At 65.2% G+C, this 15,868-nt stretch carries 15 protein-coding genes; 3 read left to right on the forward strand and 12 right to left on the reverse strand.

The window, feature by feature from the left end; translation table 11 throughout:
* The first annotated feature begins 171 nt into the window (after window positions 1–171).
* The gene (locus EI171_RS41295; protein WP_028173468.1) at window positions 172–996 is read left to right on the forward strand and encodes a sulfite exporter TauE/SafE family protein; all 825 of its coding nucleotides are present in this window, start codon (window positions 172–174) and stop codon (window positions 994–996) included.
* A 127-nt stretch (window positions 997–1,123) separates the two neighbouring features.
* Here EI171_RS41295 and EI171_RS41300 read toward each other — a convergent pair whose 3' ends face one another.
* From EI171_RS41300 to cysG, 12 genes are all read right to left on the reverse strand, one after another.
* Window positions 1,124–1,912, reverse strand: coding sequence for a 3-hydroxybutyrate dehydrogenase (locus EI171_RS41300; RefSeq protein WP_011084304.1), 789 nt, complete (start codon window positions 1,910–1,912; stop codon window positions 1,124–1,126).
* Window position 1,913: 1 nt separating this feature from the next.
* Window positions 1,914–3,092, reverse strand: coding sequence for a patatin-like phospholipase family protein (locus EI171_RS41305; protein ID WP_028173469.1), 1,179 nt, complete (start codon window positions 3,090–3,092; stop codon window positions 1,914–1,916).
* Between the two features lie 78 nt (window positions 3,093–3,170).
* Window positions 3,171–3,674 (reverse strand): CAP domain-containing protein, encoded by a 504-nt coding sequence (locus EI171_RS41310; protein WP_161536605.1) that lies wholly within the window; start codon window positions 3,672–3,674, stop codon window positions 3,171–3,173.
* A 209-nt stretch (window positions 3,675–3,883) separates the two neighbouring features.
* A complete protein-coding gene (locus tag EI171_RS41315; RefSeq protein WP_028173471.1) occupies window positions 3,884–4,918 on the reverse strand; it encodes a sulfate/molybdate ABC transporter ATP-binding protein in 1,035 nt (344 codons plus the stop codon).
* Window positions 4,908–5,819, reverse strand: a complete 912-nt coding sequence (cysW, locus tag EI171_RS41320; protein ID WP_161536606.1) for a sulfate ABC transporter permease subunit CysW — start codon at window positions 5,817–5,819, stop codon at window positions 4,908–4,910. The genes EI171_RS41315 and cysW overlap by 11 nt, the downstream gene beginning before the upstream one ends.
* An 11-nt stretch (window positions 5,820–5,830) precedes the next feature.
* Window positions 5,831–6,637, reverse strand: a complete 807-nt coding sequence (gene cysT / locus EI171_RS41325; protein WP_028173473.1) for a sulfate ABC transporter permease subunit CysT — start codon at window positions 6,635–6,637, stop codon at window positions 5,831–5,833.
* 70 nt (window positions 6,638–6,707) lie between these two features.
* On the reverse strand, window positions 6,708–7,709 hold the full coding sequence (locus tag EI171_RS41330; protein WP_161536607.1) for a sulfate ABC transporter substrate-binding protein: 1,002 nt from the start codon (window positions 7,707–7,709) through the stop codon (window positions 6,708–6,710).
* A 124-nt stretch (window positions 7,710–7,833) separates the two neighbouring features.
* Complete coding sequence (locus tag EI171_RS41335) at window positions 7,834–8,565, reverse strand: phosphoadenylyl-sulfate reductase (protein ID WP_161536608.1); 732 nt, start codon at window positions 8,563–8,565, stop codon at window positions 7,834–7,836.
* Window positions 8,562–9,077 carry a DUF934 domain-containing protein gene (locus EI171_RS41340; protein ID WP_011084296.1) on the reverse strand — a complete coding sequence of 172 codons (516 nt, stop codon included), beginning with the start codon at window positions 9,075–9,077 and terminating at the stop codon, window positions 8,562–8,564. The genes EI171_RS41335 and EI171_RS41340 overlap by 4 nt, the downstream gene beginning before the upstream one ends.
* Window positions 9,064–10,719: a nitrite/sulfite reductase gene (locus EI171_RS41345; protein ID WP_161536609.1), complete on the reverse strand. Its 1,656-nt coding sequence runs from the start codon at window positions 10,717–10,719 to the stop codon at window positions 9,064–9,066. Before EI171_RS41345 ends, EI171_RS41340 begins: the two co-directional genes overlap by 14 nt.
* Before the next feature lie 28 nt (window positions 10,720–10,747).
* On the reverse strand, window positions 10,748–11,056 hold the full coding sequence (locus EI171_RS41350) for a DUF2849 domain-containing protein (RefSeq protein ID WP_161536610.1): 309 nt from the start codon (window positions 11,054–11,056) through the stop codon (window positions 10,748–10,750).
* The gene (gene cysG / locus EI171_RS41355) at window positions 11,053–12,477 is read right to left on the reverse strand and encodes a siroheme synthase CysG (protein WP_161536611.1); all 1,425 of its coding nucleotides are present in this window, start codon (window positions 12,475–12,477) and stop codon (window positions 11,053–11,055) included. Before cysG ends, EI171_RS41350 begins: the two co-directional genes overlap by 4 nt.
* A 245-nt stretch (window positions 12,478–12,722) precedes the next feature.
* Between cysG and cysD the strand changes: the two genes are divergently transcribed.
* Both cysD and cysC read left to right on the forward strand, forming a co-directional pair.
* Complete coding sequence (cysD, locus tag EI171_RS41360) at window positions 12,723–13,517, forward strand: sulfate adenylyltransferase subunit CysD (protein WP_011084292.1); 795 nt, start codon at window positions 12,723–12,725, stop codon at window positions 13,515–13,517.
* 20 nt (window positions 13,518–13,537) lie between these two features.
* The gene (gene cysC / locus EI171_RS41365; RefSeq protein WP_161536612.1) at window positions 13,538–15,454 is read left to right on the forward strand and encodes an adenylyl-sulfate kinase; all 1,917 of its coding nucleotides are present in this window, start codon (window positions 13,538–13,540) and stop codon (window positions 15,452–15,454) included.
* Window positions 15,455–15,868: the final 414 nt, after the last annotated feature.

Below are 15,868 nucleotides of genomic sequence, written 5' to 3' on the forward strand. Positions count from 1 at the left end.
CCCTTGGGGAACGCCTATTGCGTGACAGGCTCGGAAACGAGGCGAAACGACTGCCATTCGCCGGCCGGTAGCATGATTTTTCTTATTTGGTCCAAGAGGTTGCCTCCCAGGGAAAATTTATTCTACGTCATATTGCCCAACTGACGAGATAAACCTAAGATTCCCCAGACCATGATTGATCCGCTTTACGTCGCCTCGGGTTTTGGCGTCGGCCTGCTTGTCGGGATGACCGGCGTGGGTGGCGGCTCGTTGATGACACCGCTGCTGATCCTGCTGTTCGGCGTCCATCCGTCCACCGCTGTCGGCACCGACCTGCTTTATGCCGCCGCCACCAAGACCGGCGGCAGCGTGGTGCATGGCTGGTCGCGCAGCGTGCACTGGCCGGCGGTGCTTCGGCTCGCCTGCGGCAGCCTTCCGGCAAGCGCGCTGACGCTGCTCGTGCTGTGGCAGCTCGATCTCAGGAGCGATGCCGAGCGCAGCCTCGTCAATCTGGTGCTGTGCTTCGCCCTGCTGCTGACCGCAACGTCCCTGATCTTCCGCAAGGCGATCATGGAACGCTACCGCAGGAAGCGGGAGCGCGTCGACGAGCGCACCACGGCGATTGCGACCGTGGTCACGGGAATCGTGCTCGGTGTGCTGGTGTCGATTTCGTCCGTCGGCGCCGGCGCGGTCGGCGTGACCGTGCTGCTGCTGCTCTACCCGCGCCTGCCGATGGCGACCATCGTCGGCTCCGACATCGCCCATGCGGTGCCGCTGACGCTGGTCGCGGGCATCGGACATTGGGCGCTTGGTGACGTCGATTGGGGGCTGATGGGGGTGCTGCTGCTGGGCTCGCTGCCCGGCATCATCGTCGGCAGCTTCAGCGCGACGCGAGTCCCCGAGACGGTGCTGCGCCTGACGCTTGCCAGCGTGCTGTTCGTGGTCGCCGGCAAGATCATGTTTGCGGAGCTGAACCTGTCATCCGCGTTCGTGACGGCGCTGGCCTGGACGCATTGAACGGAAACGTCGTGCGAGAACTCGTAGGGTGGGCAAAGCGAAGCGTGCCCACCGCCTTTCGTCAATCTGAGAAAGTATGGCGGGCACGGCGCTGACGCGCCTTTGCCCACCCTACGGCATCGAGTGCCTACTCCGCCGTCCAGCCGCCGTCGATCGAGAGGTTGGTGCCGGTGATCTGCGCGGCATCGTCGCTGCACAGGAACAGCGCCAGTGCGGCGACCTGCTCGGAGGTGACGAACTCCTTGGTCGGCTGGGCGTCGAGCAGCACGTCGTTGATGACCTGCTCACGCGTGAGATTGCGCGCCTTCATCGTGTCGGGGATCTGCTTCTCGACCAGCGGCGTCCAGACATAGCCGGGGCTGATGCAGTTGCAGGTGATCTTGTGGGTCGCGACTTCCAGCGCCACGGTCTTGGTAAGACCGGCGATGCCGTGCTTGGCCGAGACGTAGGCCGACTTGAAGGGCGAGGCGACCAGCGAGTGCGCCGACGCCGTGTTGATGATGCGACCCCAGCCCTTCTTCTTCATGCCGGGCACCGCGGCGCGAATGGCATGGAAGGCCGAGGACAGGTTGATCGCGATGATCTGGTCCCATTTCTCCGGCGGGAATTCCTCGATCGGCGAGACGAACTGGATGCCGGCATTGTTGACGAGGACGTCGACCGAGCCGAAGGTCTTCTCGCCGAGCGCGATCATCCCGGCGATCTCGGCCGGCTTGGTCATGTCGGCGGGCGAGTAGATCGCCTTCCCGCCGAAGTCCGCCTCGATCTTCGCACGTTCCTTCTCGATGTCCTCGGCCGAGCCGAAGCCGTTGATGACGACGTTGGCACCGGCCGCCGCGAAGGCACGCGCATAGGCGAGCCCGATACCGCTGGTCGATCCGGTCACGACGGCGTTCTTGCCTGACAGACTACCCATTCTATTCGCTCCTTTTTGCCGGGGGCGCGGAGACGTCCCCCGTGAGATCGTAGGTCACCATGGTCTCGCCGGATTGCGGCTGATCGAGCCTGTCCTTGTGGCGCATCGAGAGATGCACGTCGCGCACGCCGGCTTCCCAATGCTCGACCATGGCCACGTGCGAGAAATCATAGTCCTTGGACGAGGATTCGTAGTTCTTGCTGCGGTAGATCAGGTGCACCACGGTGACCGTGCTCTCACGAGATGCCTTCGCAAGAAATTCGACGGAAGGGTCGTTCTTGAGATAATCGGGCAATTTGGAAATCAGGTCGCGCACCGCCCTGCGGGCGTTGTGGATCTGCTTGTTCTTGTCGGTGTTCATCCGCGTGCGGCTGGAGAAGCGGATGTCCTTCTCGCGCTCGGTGGCCTCTAACAGCGAATTCGGCAGGTCGCCGCGGGCGCTGAACAGATCCACCTGGAAGATCAGCATGTCGCGAGCCAATTCGGCATCGAGCACGTAGTCGAGCGGCGTGTTGGAGGCGATGCCGCCGTCCCAGTAATGCTCGCCGTCGATGACGACGGACGGAAAGCCCGGCGGCAGCGCGCCGGAGGCCATGATGTGCTCGGGACCGATCTTCTTGCCGAGTTTCTTGAACTCGTAATTGTCGAAATATTTGAAGTTGCCGGAGGTGACGCCGACGGCGCCGACGGAGAAGCGCGTCTTGAGGTCGTTGATGCGGTCGAAATCGACCAGACGCTCCAGCGTCTTCTTCAGGGGCGACGTATCGTAGTAGCTTTCCGCCTCGGGATGGCCCGGCGGCCACATCGGCGCGGGCGGGACGCGCGGGACGAAGAAGCCGGGGACGCCGAAGGTCGCGATCAGCGCGGCGCTGGTAGAGTTGAACAGCTCGCGGCTGTGGTCGCTCTTGCCGATCGGCTTCCACGGCACCGGCGCCGAGACCATCTCCCAGAATTCCTTCATCCGCTTGACGCGGGTGTGGCCCTCATTGCCGGCGATGATGGCGGCGTTGACCGCCCCGATGGAGATGCCGGCGACCCATTCGGGCTCGAAGCCATAGCCGCACAGCGCCTGATAGGCGCCGGCCTGATAGGAGCCGAGCGCACCGCCGCCCTGCAACACCAGGACACGTTGCGCATTTGCGGGGACGCTGGCGGTTTCCGGGCTGGTATGATCTGTCATGCGGGAACAATAGCAGATGGCGAGCGACCGTGGCGACAGTTCGCCGCGGCGTCAATGCATCCCGGGATCAAGTCTGGCTTATCGGGGATCCGTCGAGGCCAGGATCATGGTCCAGAACACCTTGTACTTGGTGCCTGGAGCATAGCCCGCCGCGATGCCCAATTTTGTGACACCGCTCTTGAGCATGTTCGCCCGGTGCGGGGGCGAGTCGCGCCAGCCGGAAAACGCTTCCGCCAACGTATGATAGCCGGCCGAGACGTTCTCGACCGCCACGCTGGCCGGATAGCCGCCGGCACTGAGGCGCTTGGCCAGGGGCGCGCGAACGTCATGGTCCATCTTGTTGGCCGCCGCCATCGCCTGGGACTGGGATTCGGCGAGCCGCATCAAGTCGGGGTCGATCACGACGGTGCCGAGCCCATTGTTCTGGCGGTATTGCGAGATCATCACCGCGGCCGCCGGCGCGTCGAGCTTGGCGCCCGGGGTCGCCATATCGGCATACATCGACGGCTGCTGGACCGGTGCTTCGTTGCCGGCACAGCCGGCGAGCAGCAAAGTAATGAGTATTGCGGCCGCAGCGCGCATGAATCGGGGCCCCCAAATGAAGGGCCGTTGTTGCATACCAACCGTGGCTGAAAGGTGAATTTTGAGGAAAATCGACGCAAGTCGTTCCGGGGCGATGCGAAGCATCGAACTAGGGTGCGCAATTGCGCACCTGAGAATCTCGAGATTCCCCGGTGCGCAACTGCGCACCTGAGGTCTGGTCCTTCGGACCATCCCGGAATGACGGGGCGTTAACCCGCGAATATCCGGTAGCGGCGGGGCTCGAGGCCGACCCTGTCTCCGGCGCGGAGTTCCTTGTCGCGGGGAGCGTCGATCTCGATGGTTTCGCCGCCGAACAGCGCCACCTCGGCCCGCTGCACCGGGCCAAAATTCCGGACATGCCGCACGGCGCCCTCGAAGGCGCCACTGCCGGGCGGACCGACCAGCATGTCATGTCGCCGCACGAACAGTCGCGACGCGCCAGGCGCAAGTCCGTCCGCCGCAAGCCGGAGCGGCCGCTCGCCGAGCCGGACCACGCCGTCGTCAATCCTGACCGGGAGCTCGATGGATTCGCCGATGAAGCCGTGGACAAAAGCAGTCGCCGGGCTTTCATAGACGTCTTCGGGCGAGCCGATCTGCTCGATCCTGCCCTTGTCCATCACCACGACGCGGTTGGCGACTTCCAGCGCCTCCTCCTGGTCATGGGTGACGAAGATCGAGGTGACGTTGATCTCGTGATGCAGCGAGCGCAGCCATTTGCGCAGTTCTTTCCGCACCTTCGCATCGAGCGCGCCGAACGGCTCGTCGAGCAACAGGATGCGCGGCTCGATCGCGAGCGCGCGGGCGAGCGCGATGCGCTGGCGCTGGCCGCCCGAGAGCTGGCTCGGATAGCGGTCGGCAAGCCAGTCGAGCTGCACGAGATCGAGCAGCTCCTTCACCCGGGCGCGGATCCTGGCTTCCTCTTTCCGGACCGCGCGCGGCTGCACGCGCAGGCCGAAGGCGACATTCTCGAACACCGTCATGTGGCGGAACAGCGCATAGTGCTGGAACACGAAGCCGACGTGCCGCTCACGCGCGCCCTGCGCCAGCGCGTCCTCGCCGTTGAAGGAGACCTCGCCCGAGTCGGGCCAGTCGAGGCCGGCGATGATGCGCAGCAGCGTGGTCTTGCCGGAGCCCGAAGGCCCGAGCAGCGCCAGCAGCTCGCCATTGTCGACCTTGAGGTTGACGCCGTCGAGGGCGGCAAAGCTGCCGAACTTCTTGACGAGATTCCTGACTTCAATGGTCACTTGCGTCCTGTCCTTCGTCCAGATGACGTTCGAGAACGGTTTTTGCGATCAGCGTGATCAGCGCCAGCATCGCCAGCAGCGAGGCGATCGCGAACGCGGCGACGAACTGGTACTCGTTGTAGAGGATCTCGACCAGCAGCGGCATGGTGTTGGTCTCGCCGCGAATGTGGCCCGACACGACCGACACCGCACCGAACTCGCCCATCGCGCGCGCGTTGCAGAGCAGGACGCCGTAGAGCACGCCCCATTTGATGTTCGGCAGCGTGACGCGGAAGAAGGTTTGCAGGCCCGAGGCGCCGAGCGAGATCGCGGCTTCCTCTTCCTGCGTGCCCTGCTCCTGCATCAGGGGGATCAGCGCGCGCGCCACGAAGGGGAAGGTCACGAAGGTGGTCGCGAGCGCAATGCCGGGCACAGCGAACAGGATCTGGATGTCGTGATCCCTAAGCCAGCCGCCGAAATAGCCCTGCGCGCCGAACAGCAGCACGAAGACGAGACCCGAGATCACCGGGCTCACCGAGAACGGCAGGTCGATCAGCGTGATCAGGAAGGTCTTGCCGCTGAACTCGAACTTGGCGATGGCCCAGGCGGCGACGAGGCCGAATACGAGATTGAGGCCGACCGAGATCGCGGCGACCAGCAGCGTCAGCTTGATCGCTGACAACGCCTCCGGGTCGGCGAGCGCGGAAAGATAGGCCAGAATGCCTCTCGAGAACGCCTGCGCGAACACGACGACCAGCGGCGACACGACGAAGACGGAGAGGAACAGCACCGCCAGCGTGATGATGGCGATGCGCACCGCGCGCGGTTCGGTGCGAAGGTTGTCCTGCGCGGCCGCCGCATGCGCGCGCGCCCTGGCGTCCGAGGCCGAGAGCGAGACGGAATCTGCCATCTGCATCGTCATCGCATCCGCCCTCAGCGCGCCGGGATCCGGCTCTGCGCCCAGCGCTGGAGCCGGTTGACGGCGAAGATAATGACGAAGGAGACGACGAGCATGACCACCGCAATGGCGGTCGCATCGGCGTAGCGGAATTCGGAGAGCCGGATCACGATCAGCAATGGCGCGATCTCGGAGACGTTCGGCAAATTGCCGGCGATGAAGATCACCGAACCGTATTCACCGACCGCGCGGGCGAAGGCGAGCGCGAGGCCCGTGAGCAGCGCCGGCGCGAGCGAAGGCAGGATCACGCGGATGATGGTCTGCCAGCGGCTCGCGCCCAGGCTGCCCGCGGCCTCCTCGATCTCGGGGTCGAGATCCTGGAGCACCGGCTGCACGGTGCGCACCACGAAGGGGATGCCGATGAAGATCATGGCGACAAAGATGCCGACCGGCGTGAACGCCACCTTGATGCCAAGCGCGGCGAGCGGCGCGCCCAGCCAGCCCTTCTCGGCAAACAGCGCGGTCAGCGCGACGCCGGCGACCGCCGTCGGCAGCGCGAACGGCACGTCGACGATGGCGTCGAACAGGCGCCGGCCGGGAAACCGGTAGCGCACCAACGCCCAGACGATGATGCTGCCCATGACCAGATTGACGCAGGCCGCCGCGAAGGCGAGCCCAAACGAGACCCGCAGCGCATTCAGGGTGCGGCGGCTGGAGAGGATGTTCCAGAACTGCTCGGGGCTCAGCTCGAGCGATTTCAGGAACAGGCCGGCGAGTGGAATCAGGATGATGATGGATAGCCAGGAAAGCGTCAGCCCCATGGTGAGACCGAAGCCCGGCAATGTCCGGCGTCGTGCTGCTACAACTGCGCTCACCAGGCCCCCTGCTACAGCCTCCTAAGACAGCGCCCGATCAGTTCTTGTAGATCTGATCGAAAATGCCGCCGTCGGCAAAATGTTCCTTCTGCGCCTTGGTCCAGCCGCCGAAAACGTCGTCGATCGTGAACAGCTCGACCTTGGCGAACGAGTTTTCATACTTTTTGGCGATCGCGGCATCGCGCGGACGGTAGAAATTGCGCGCGGCGATCTCCTGGCCTTCTCTGGTGTACCAGTACTGAAGGTAGGCATCGGCGGCGTTGCGGGTGCCTTTTTTGTCGGCAACCTTGTCGACGATCGCGACCGGCGGCTCGGCCAGGATCGATAGCGGCGGCGCCACGATCTCGAATTTTTCCGGACCGAATTCCTTGAGCGCGAGATAGGCCTCGTTCTCCCAGGCGAGCAGCACGTCGCCGACGCCGCGCTCGACGAAGGTCACGGTGGCGCCGCGCGCGCCGGTATCGAGCACCGGCACCTGCTGGTAGAGCTTTCCGACGAAGTCCTTGGCCTTGTCGGCCGATCCGTATTTCTTATGCGCAAAGCCCCAGGCCGCCAGATAGTTCCAGCGCGCGCCGCCCGACGTCTTCGGGTTGGGCGTGATCACGGCGACGCCCGGCTTGAGCAGGTCGTCCCAGTCCTTGATGCCCTTCGGATTGCCCTTGCGCACCAGGAACACGATGGTGGACGTGTAGGGTGATGAATTCTGCGGCAGACGCTTCTGCCAGTCGGCCGTAATGAGGCCCTTGCTCGCGATCGCATTGATGTCATAGGCGAGCGCGAGCGTCACCACATCGGCCTGCAATCCGTCGATCACCGCGCGCGCCTGCGATCCGCTGCCGCCATGCGACTGCTTGATCTCGACGCTCTTGCCGGTTTCCTTCTGATAGGCGTTCACGAACGCCTTGTTGAACTCGCCATAGAGCTCGCGCGTCGGATCGTACGATACGTTCAGAAGATTGATGTCAGCAGCGAGAGCCGAGCTTGCCAAGAAGCCTGTCGCCAGGAGGCCTGCCGCGAGCAGAACGATACGGCGCATCATGTCCATCTCCATTCACCTCAGCGACGTCGATGTCGCCGATGGCACACGGGCATAACTCGGGACAAACCGCTCCTAAGTCAACGGAACCGGATTTTCTTGTTCGCGGCGTCGCAGCCTGACTGTGCTACGAAGTCTTCATCGTGTGGATGCCGCATTCTGTCTTGGCCCGGCCGCGCCAGCGACCGGCGCGCACATCCTCGCCTTCGGCCGTTCTGCTGGTGCAAGGCATACACCCAACCGACAGGAAACCGGAGGCGGCCAGTGGATGACGCGGCAATTTGGCGCGGACGAAAATCGCCTCGAGTTCCTCGCGCGAAACGTTGGCGAAGGGGTTGAACTTCAACCGCGCGCCGTCGTCCTCGACCACCGGAATGTCGGCCCGCGCATTGCCCTGGAAGCGCTTGCGGCCGTTGATCCAGGCGTCGAACGGCTTCAGCGCGCGCGCCAGCGGCTCCACCTTGCGGATGCGGCAGCAGGCGTCGGGATCGGAGAACCAGAGGTCGCGGTCGGGATCCTCGCGCGACAGCGTCTCCTCCGCCGGCTTGATCGAGCGGACGTCCTTGAGCCCCAGCGTCGCGATCAGCGTGTCGCGATAGGCGAGCGTCTCCTCGAACAGCCAGCCGGTGTCGAGGAAGATCACGGGGATCGACGGATCGACGTCCGCCATCACCTTCAGAAGCGTCGCCGATTCCGTGCCGAAGGACGACACCAGCGCAAGCTTGTCGCGGCCGACCGCCTTCAGGGCCGCGGCGATGACCTCTGCGGGCGAGGCATCGCGCAAGGCGCGATCGAGTTCCGCGGCCGAGGGCAGCGCGGAAACGGACACCGGAGATACCTGAGGCGCGATTGCGTTCACGTGCCGACACCTTCTGAATGACGCAACTGCATGCGCCGGTGCAGCGCCGTGATCCGGCCGTCGCCGGTCGGCTGGTAGAACACCGAATAGCGCTTTGCGGTCTGCATGAAGGCTTCCGCGTCGGCCTGCTTCTTGACCTCGAAGGAATCGAAGCCCGCACGCAGCATGAACACGAACTGGTCGCGCAGCACCTGCCCGGTGGCACGCAGCTCGCCGCGATAGTTGTAGCGCTCGCGCAGCAGACGCGCCTGACTGTAGGCGCGTCCGTCGCGGAAGCTCGGGAACACCAGCGCAACGGCGGCGACCTTGCCGAGATACGGCACGAGCTCGTCGATGTCGCGATTGTTCGGCCAGATCACGCCGACCTTGCCGGCACGCTTGAGCAACGCATCGGCCTCACCGACGAAACGCTCGGCCGGCACCAGGATGTCGCCGCCCTCCGGCAGCGGCGTGTCGACCGCCAGCTTGACGAAGCTGTCGTCGACGATTTTTCCGCCATTAACGAGTGGCATAGACACGCTCCTTGAAGGGTTCGACGCCGAGGCGCTTCACCGTGTCGATGAACAGCTCCTCCGGGCGCTCGCGCAGCGCGAGATAGGCTTCCACGATGTCCTCGACGACGTCGGCGACCTCGTCGAACTTGACGCCGGGGCCGATCAGATTGCCGAGCGCGGCGCTCTCGTCGGCGCGGCCGCCGATGGTGATCTGGTAGACCTCCTCGCCGTTCTTCTCGACGCCGAGAATGCCGATATGGCCGACATGGTGATGGCCGCAGGCATTGATGCAGCCGGAGATGTTGATGTGCAGCCGGCCGATCAGGTTGGCAAGCTCGTGATTGGCGAAGCGCCGCGTCAATTCCTGCGCGATCGGGATAGAGCGCGCATTCGCCAGCGAGCAATAGTCGAGCCCCGGGCAGGCGATGATGTCGGTGATCAGATTGACGTTCGGCGTCGCCAGCCCGAGCTTGTCGAGCGCCTTCCACAACGCCGGCAGATCGCGCTTGGCGACATGCGGAAGCGCCAGGTTCTGCTCGTGACCGACGCGGATTTCGCCGAAGGAATATCTGTCGGCGAGATCGGCGAGCGCATCCATCTGCTCGGCGGTGGCATCACCCGGAGGCGCGCCGATCGGCTTCAGCGAGATCGTGACGATGGAATAGCCCGGGTTCTTGTGCGGGGCGACGGAGTTCTTGCGCCACGCCTCGAAATCGGGGTCGGCCGCGGCCTGCCGCAGCTCGTCCGGCATGTGCGGCAGCTTCTCGTAAGCGGGATAGATGAAGCGCGAGCGGATGTCCTCGATCACCTCGTCGTCGATCTGGAGCGAGGAGTTGCGGATGTGCTGCCACTCCTCCTCGACCTCGCGGGAGAATTTCTCGATGCCGAGCTCGTGCACCAGGATCTTGATCCGGGCCTTGTAGATGTTGTCGCGGCGTCCGTACTGATTGTAGACGCGCAGGATGGCCTCGATGTAGCTCAAGAGATCGCGGCCGTGCACGAAGTGCTTGATGGTCTTGCCGATGAACGGCGTGCGGCCGAGACCGCCGCCGACCAAGACCTCGAAGCCGGTTTCGCCCTTCTCGTTCTTGATCAGGCGCAGGCCGATATCGTGGACCTTGATCGCGGCACGGTCGTGGTCCGACGCGGTGATCGCGATCTTGAACTTGCGCGGCAGGAACGAGAATTCCGGATGCAGCGTGGTGTGCTGGCGGATCAGCTCCGACCAGATGCGGGGATCCTCGATCTCACCGGGCGCGACGCCGGCCCACTGGTCCGAGGTGACGTTGCGCATGTTGTTGCCGGAGGTCTGCATCGCGTGGATCCCGACCTCGGCGAGATCGGCCAGCGCGTCCGGCAGGTCCGACAGCTTGATCCAGTTGAACTGGATGTTCTGGCGCGTGGTAAAATGGCCGTAGCCGCGGTCGTATTTGCGCGCGACATGGGCAAGCGCCCGCAACTGGTTCGACGCCAGCGTGCCGTAGGGAATCGCGACGCGAAACATATAGGCGTGGAGTTGCAGATAGACGCCGTTCTGCAAGCGCAGCATCTTGAATTCGTCTTCGGTGAGCTCGCCCGAGAGACGGCGCTGCACCTGGTCGCGGAATTCCGAGACGCGCTCGTTGACCAGCGTGCGGTCGATTTCGTCGTAAGCGTACATGAAGAATGCCTTACAGCTCTGCCAACATTCAGACGGGCAAGCCGATCGTCACGCCATCGCGGCGAATCTGCTCACGCAGATTACCCGGCAGGATCTTGCCGGCCTCGTCGACTTGCACCGGGGCGATATAGGGGCCGATCGCGCCGACGTCATCGGCCACGGCCTCGGCGAGCAACGCTTTCGCTTCGTCCGAGTTTCGCACGATCGAGGCATCCGTCAGTTCCACGGACCAGCCCCTGGCAGCCGTGCGATAGACGACGACGCCGTCCCAGGTCCGGTTGGCGGTCACAACGGAGGGACCCGTAATTTTCAGCTTTTGTTGCAGAGGAGAGGTCATTCGGCAGCATCCAATAGGTCGGAGATGATTTGCTTGGGTGTCTGGCGGCGAAGCGAGCCGGCATGCCGGACCACGTCGCCGATGATGAGGATGGCGGGACCGCCATGGATCCGCCGCACGAGCTCGGGCAGGTCGCGCAGCGTGCCGATCGCGCCTTGCGCATCGGGCCGCGTGACGCGGGCGAACACACCGACCGGCGTTTCGGGCGAACGCCCCGCGGCGAACAGGCCTGCGCGCACGGCCGGCGCCGCGGTCATGCCCATGTAGACCACGACGGTCATTTTGGTGTCGGTGAGCGTCGACCAGTCCACGGCTTCCGCATCGCGCGCCTTGTGCGCGGTGAGGAAGGTGATGCGGGTCGCTTCATGACGATAGGTGAGCGGCACCTCGAAATCGGCGGCGCCGCCGAGCCCGGCGGTGATGCCGGGAATGATCGAATAGGCAACGCCCGCCGAGCGCAGCGCTTCGACCTCTTCGCCGCCGCGGCCGAACACGAAGGGATCGCCGCCCTTCAGCCGCACCACGCGCTGACCTGACTGCGCGGCCTCGATCATGCGCGTGTTGATGGCGTCCTGGCCGACGCCGGGCTTGCCGACGCGGCGGCCGACCGCAACGCGCGTCGTGTCGCGGCGGATGCGATCGAGAATTTCGGGCGAGACCAGCTCGTCATGGAAGACGATGTCGGCGTCCTGGAGCGCGCGCAGCGCCTTGATAGTGAGAAGATCGGGATCGCCCGGACCGGCGCCGACCAGCGCAACGGAGCCTTCCGGCTTGTCGGCACGCGCGAACGCGGCGGGATCGGCAATGGCCTTGAGCGCCGCGTCCGCCTCGCCCTTGCGGCCGGCGAGCACGGCACCACCGATCGGGCCGTCGATGACGCGCTCCCAGAAGCGGCGGCGCAGCGGAAACTCGGCAATGCGCTCGTTGATGGACTTACGGAAACCGCCGATGAACTCGGCGAGCTCGCCGATGCGCGCCGGCAGCAGCGCCTCGATCTTCTCGCGCACGCGCCGCGCCACCACCGGAGAGGTGCCGCCGGTGCCGACCGCGACCACGACATCGCCGCGATCGACGATGGCCGGGAAGATGAAGCTGGAATGCTCGAGATCGTCCATGACGTTGACCGGCAGGCCGAGCGCCTTCGCCCGCGCCGACATCGCAACGCCGACATCGCCCGCCCCGGCGCAGACGATCGCGATGACGCCTGAGAGATCGGCGATGAGCGGATCGCCGGTCGCGATGTCAACGCGCGCCGCGTCCTCGGAGCTAAGGCCCATGTCCTGATTGCCGTCGATCGCGTGCACGCGGACGCGCGCACCGGCCGCAGTGAGCACGCGCAGCTTGGCGCGCAAAAGCTCACCCGCACCGATGAGGACCACCGGACCGGCCTTGAGATCGAGGAACACCGGCAAGAACCGCATACGATACTCGCTTCCCCCACATCCGGGGTTGACTGGAATTATTTTCTATATATGTGTCGTTTCGAGCGCGCAAAGAGAAAATTTTTTCTTCTCTCCTGCGCTGCAACTATAGAATTTTCGCCTCCAAACGAAAAGTGGCAGAGATGCATCTTCTCAAGGACGATTCCGCAGCTGTCGGAGTGAGCAGCCCCGCCCTCACCAGGCGCTCGGGCTCGCAAGAATTTTCTGCTGATGTTGCGCCCAGCATGGACCATCTGGACCAGCTCGAGGCGCAGAGCATCTACATTTTCCGCGAGGCCTTCGCCCGCCTGAAGAAGATCGCCCTGCTGTGGTCGCTCGGCAAGGACTCCAACGTCATGATCTGGCTGGCGCGCAAGGCGTTCTTCGGCCGCATGCCGTTCCCGGCCCTCCATGTCGACACCGGCAAGAAGTTTCCGGAGATGTATCGCTTCCGCGATCATTACGGGAAGGAGTGGGATCTCGACCTGCGCGTCGAGCCCTGCCCGCCCATCGATGCCGTCGACCCAACGCTGCCGCCGGCCGCCCGTTCAGCCGCGCGCAAGACCGAAGGCCTCAAGATGGCACTCGGCAAATACGGCTTCGACGGCCTGATCGCCGGCATCCGCCGCGACGAGGAGGCCACCCGCGCCAAGGAGCGCGTGTTCTCGCCGCGCGGTCTCGAAGGCAATTGGGACGTGCGCGACCAGCCGCCTGAGTTCTGGGATCATTTCAACGCCTCGCCGCCGCAAGGCGCGCATTTGCGCATCCATCCGATCCTGCATTGGACCGAGGCCGACATCTGGGCCTACACCAAGCGCGAGAACATCCCGATCATCCCGCTCTATCTGTCGCAAAACGGCAAGCGCTACCGCTCGCTGGGCGATCAGGACATCACCAATCCGGTGAATTCGACTGCGTCGACCATCGAGGAGATCCTGGTCGAGCTCGAGCAGACCAAGGTGCCGGAGCGCGCGGGACGCGCGCTCGACCACGAGACCGAAGACGCCTTCGAGCGTCTGCGCGTCGCCGGCTATCTCTGACCTCAGGACGCAACGCGGCCATGAACATGATCGTCACCCCCGCTTCGCCCGCGACCCCGAACGGCACCACGCGCCCGCAGGTCCGCATCGTCATCGTCGGCCATGTCGACCACGGCAAGTCGACGCTGGTCGGCCGCCTCCTGCACGAGACCGGCAGCCTGCCCGACGGCAAGCTGGAGATGCTGAAAGCCGTCAGCGCGCGGCGCGGCATGCCGTTCGAATGGTCGTTCCTGCTCGACGCGCTCCAGACCGAGCGCGACCAGGGCATCACCATCGACACCACGCAGATCCGCTTCCGCACCAATTCGCGCGACATCGTGCTGATCGACGCGCCCGGCCATGCCGAATTCCTGCGCAACATGATCACCGGCGCCTCTCAGGCCGACGGCGCGGTGCTGATCATCGACGCGCTCGAGGGCGTGCGCGACCAGACCAGGCGGCACGGCTATCTCCTGCATCTGCTCGGCGTGAAGCAGGTCGCGATCGTCGTCAACAAGATGGACCGCGTGGATTTCTCCGCCGATCGCTTCCAGGCGATCAGCGACGAGATTTCCGCGCATCTCAACGGCCTCGGCGTGACGCCGACGGCCGTGATCCCGATCTCCGCGCGCGACGGTGATGGCGTCGCGACGCGCACCGACCGCATCGGCTGGTACAAGGGACCGACCGTGGTCGAGGCGCTGGACCAGCTCGAGCCGGCGCGCCCGCTGGAAGCGCTGGCGCTGCGGCTGCCGGTGCAGGCGATCTACAAGTTCGACGACCGCCGCATCGTGGCGGGCCGCATCGAATCCGGCAGCCTGGTTGCCGGGGACGAGATCGTGATCATGCCGGCCGGCAAGATCGCCAAGATCAAGACGGTCGAGAGCTGGCCGGCGACGCCGATTGCCGGACGGCAGGGCGCGGGCCGCTCGGTCGGCATCACGCTCGACCGCGAATTGTTCATCGAGCGCGGCGACATCGTCGCGCATGCGGGCAGTGCCCCGCGCGAGACGCGCCGCTTGCGCGCGCGCATCTTCTGGCTGCACGACAAGCCGCTGGCCAAGGGCGACCAGCTCCTGGTCCGCTGCGGGCCGAAGGAAAGCCGCGCCACCGTGGTGGCGATCGAGAAGGCGGTCGACCCGGGCGAATTGTCGAGCGTCGAGAACAAGGCGATCGGCCGCAACCATGTCGGCGAGATCGACATCTCTCTTTCGAATCCGATCGCCACCGATCCCTACACCGAGAATCCGCGCACCGGACGTCTGGTGATCGAGGTCTCCGGGCGCATCGCCGGCGGCGGTCTCGTGCTGTCGGTCGATGCCGGCCAGCGCGCCGTGCCGGTCGACATCGTGCCGGTGGAATCGGCGCTGCGGCTGGACGAGCGCTCGGCGCGCTACCGCCACAACGGCGCCGTGGTCTGGCTCACCGGCCTGCCGGCCTCCGGCAAGTCGACGCTGGCGAAGGCGCTGGAGCGGCGGCTGTTCACCAATGGCGGCTCCCCGATCCTGCTCGACGGCGACACGCTGCGCGCCGGGCTCAACAACGATCTCGGCTTCTCCGCCTCCGACCGCAGCGAGAACATCCGCCGTCTCGCCGAGGTCGCGACGCATCTCGCCCGCAACGGCCACATCGCGATCGTCGCCGCCGTCTCGCCCGCCCGCGAGGACCGCGCCACCGCGCGCCGCATCGCCGACACCGCGTTCCGCGAGATCCATGTCGCGACACCGGCCGGCGTCTGCGAGGAGCGCGATCCGAAGGGCCATTACAAGAAGGCCCGCGCCGGCGCGCTGGCGTCGTTCACCGGCATCGGCAACGACTACGAGACGCCGCAAGCGGCCGAGCTCGTGATCGACACGTCGACACGGACGGTCACTGAAACCGCCGACGAGATCGAACAGATGCTGAAGACCACCGGCGTGCTGTTCGACGAAGTCGTGGATCTCGCCGCGAATATTTGAGGCGCCGATTATCGCGAGTGTGCTTGCTGCCTCCGCGCATGCAGTGCGTTCCCTCCCCCCTTGCGGGCAGGGCAATCGCATATGGTGTGCACGATCGGCACTGGGCTCCCTCTCCCGCTTGCGGGGGAGGGTTGGGGTGGGGGTGTCTCCGCGTCGGGATTGTTGGGGATTGCGGATGACATCCCTGCGTGGCGAGAGCCCTCACCCGCCGCGCTCTGCGAGCGCGTCGGCCTCTCCCGCAAGCGGGAGAGGCGGAGCAAGCCCGCGGAAAATCCTCGTGAAATCCATATGCGATTGCCCTGCCCCTTGCGGGGGAGGGAGCGCAGTTGTGCGCTTGGCGCCCAGCCGGGCTCAAGCGTTTGTAAAACGAGCCGGCCCGCCCACCGCTTCTTGACATTTTGACAAACCCCCCAG

The sequence above is a fragment of the Bradyrhizobium sp. LCT2 genome, assembly GCF_009931255.1.
GTDB classification, from domain to species: domain Bacteria; phylum Pseudomonadota; class Alphaproteobacteria; order Rhizobiales; family Xanthobacteraceae; genus Bradyrhizobium; species Bradyrhizobium diazoefficiens.

Coding starts and splice junctions, on each gene's coding strand:
- EI171_RS41310 (WP_161536605.1), bottom strand. CDS start 3,674: ATGCGCGCTGCGGCCGCAATACTCATTACTTTGCTGCTCGCCGGCTGT.
- cysW (WP_161536606.1), bottom strand. CDS start 5,819: ATGACGATGCAGATGGCAGATTCCGTCTCGCTCTCGGCCTCGGACGCC.
- EI171_RS41305 (WP_028173469.1), bottom strand. CDS start 3,092: ATGACAGATCATACCAGCCCGGAAACCGCCAGCGTCCCCGCAAATGCG.
- EI171_RS41330 (WP_161536607.1), bottom strand. CDS start 7,709: ATGATGCGCCGTATCGTTCTGCTCGCGGCAGGCCTCCTGGCGACAGGC.
- EI171_RS41295 (WP_028173468.1), top strand. CDS start 172: ATGATTGATCCGCTTTACGTCGCCTCGGGTTTTGGCGTCGGCCTGCTT.
- cysG (WP_161536611.1), bottom strand. CDS start 12,477: ATGCGGTTCTTGCCGGTGTTCCTCGATCTCAAGGCCGGTCCGGTGGTC.
- EI171_RS41340 (WP_011084296.1), bottom strand. CDS start 9,077: ATGCCACTCGTTAATGGCGGAAAAATCGTCGACGACAGCTTCGTCAAG.
- cysD (WP_011084292.1), top strand. CDS start 12,723: ATGGACCATCTGGACCAGCTCGAGGCGCAGAGCATCTACATTTTCCGC.
- EI171_RS41300 (WP_011084304.1), bottom strand. CDS start 1,912: ATGGGTAGTCTGTCAGGCAAGAACGCCGTCGTGACCGGATCGACCAGC.
- EI171_RS41345 (WP_161536609.1), bottom strand. CDS start 10,719: ATGTACGCTTACGACGAAATCGACCGCACGCTGGTCAACGAGCGCGTC.
- EI171_RS41350 (WP_161536610.1), bottom strand. CDS start 11,056: ATGACCTCTCCTCTGCAACAAAAGCTGAAAATTACGGGTCCCTCCGTT.
- cysC (WP_161536612.1), top strand. CDS start 13,538: ATGAACATGATCGTCACCCCCGCTTCGCCCGCGACCCCGAACGGCACC.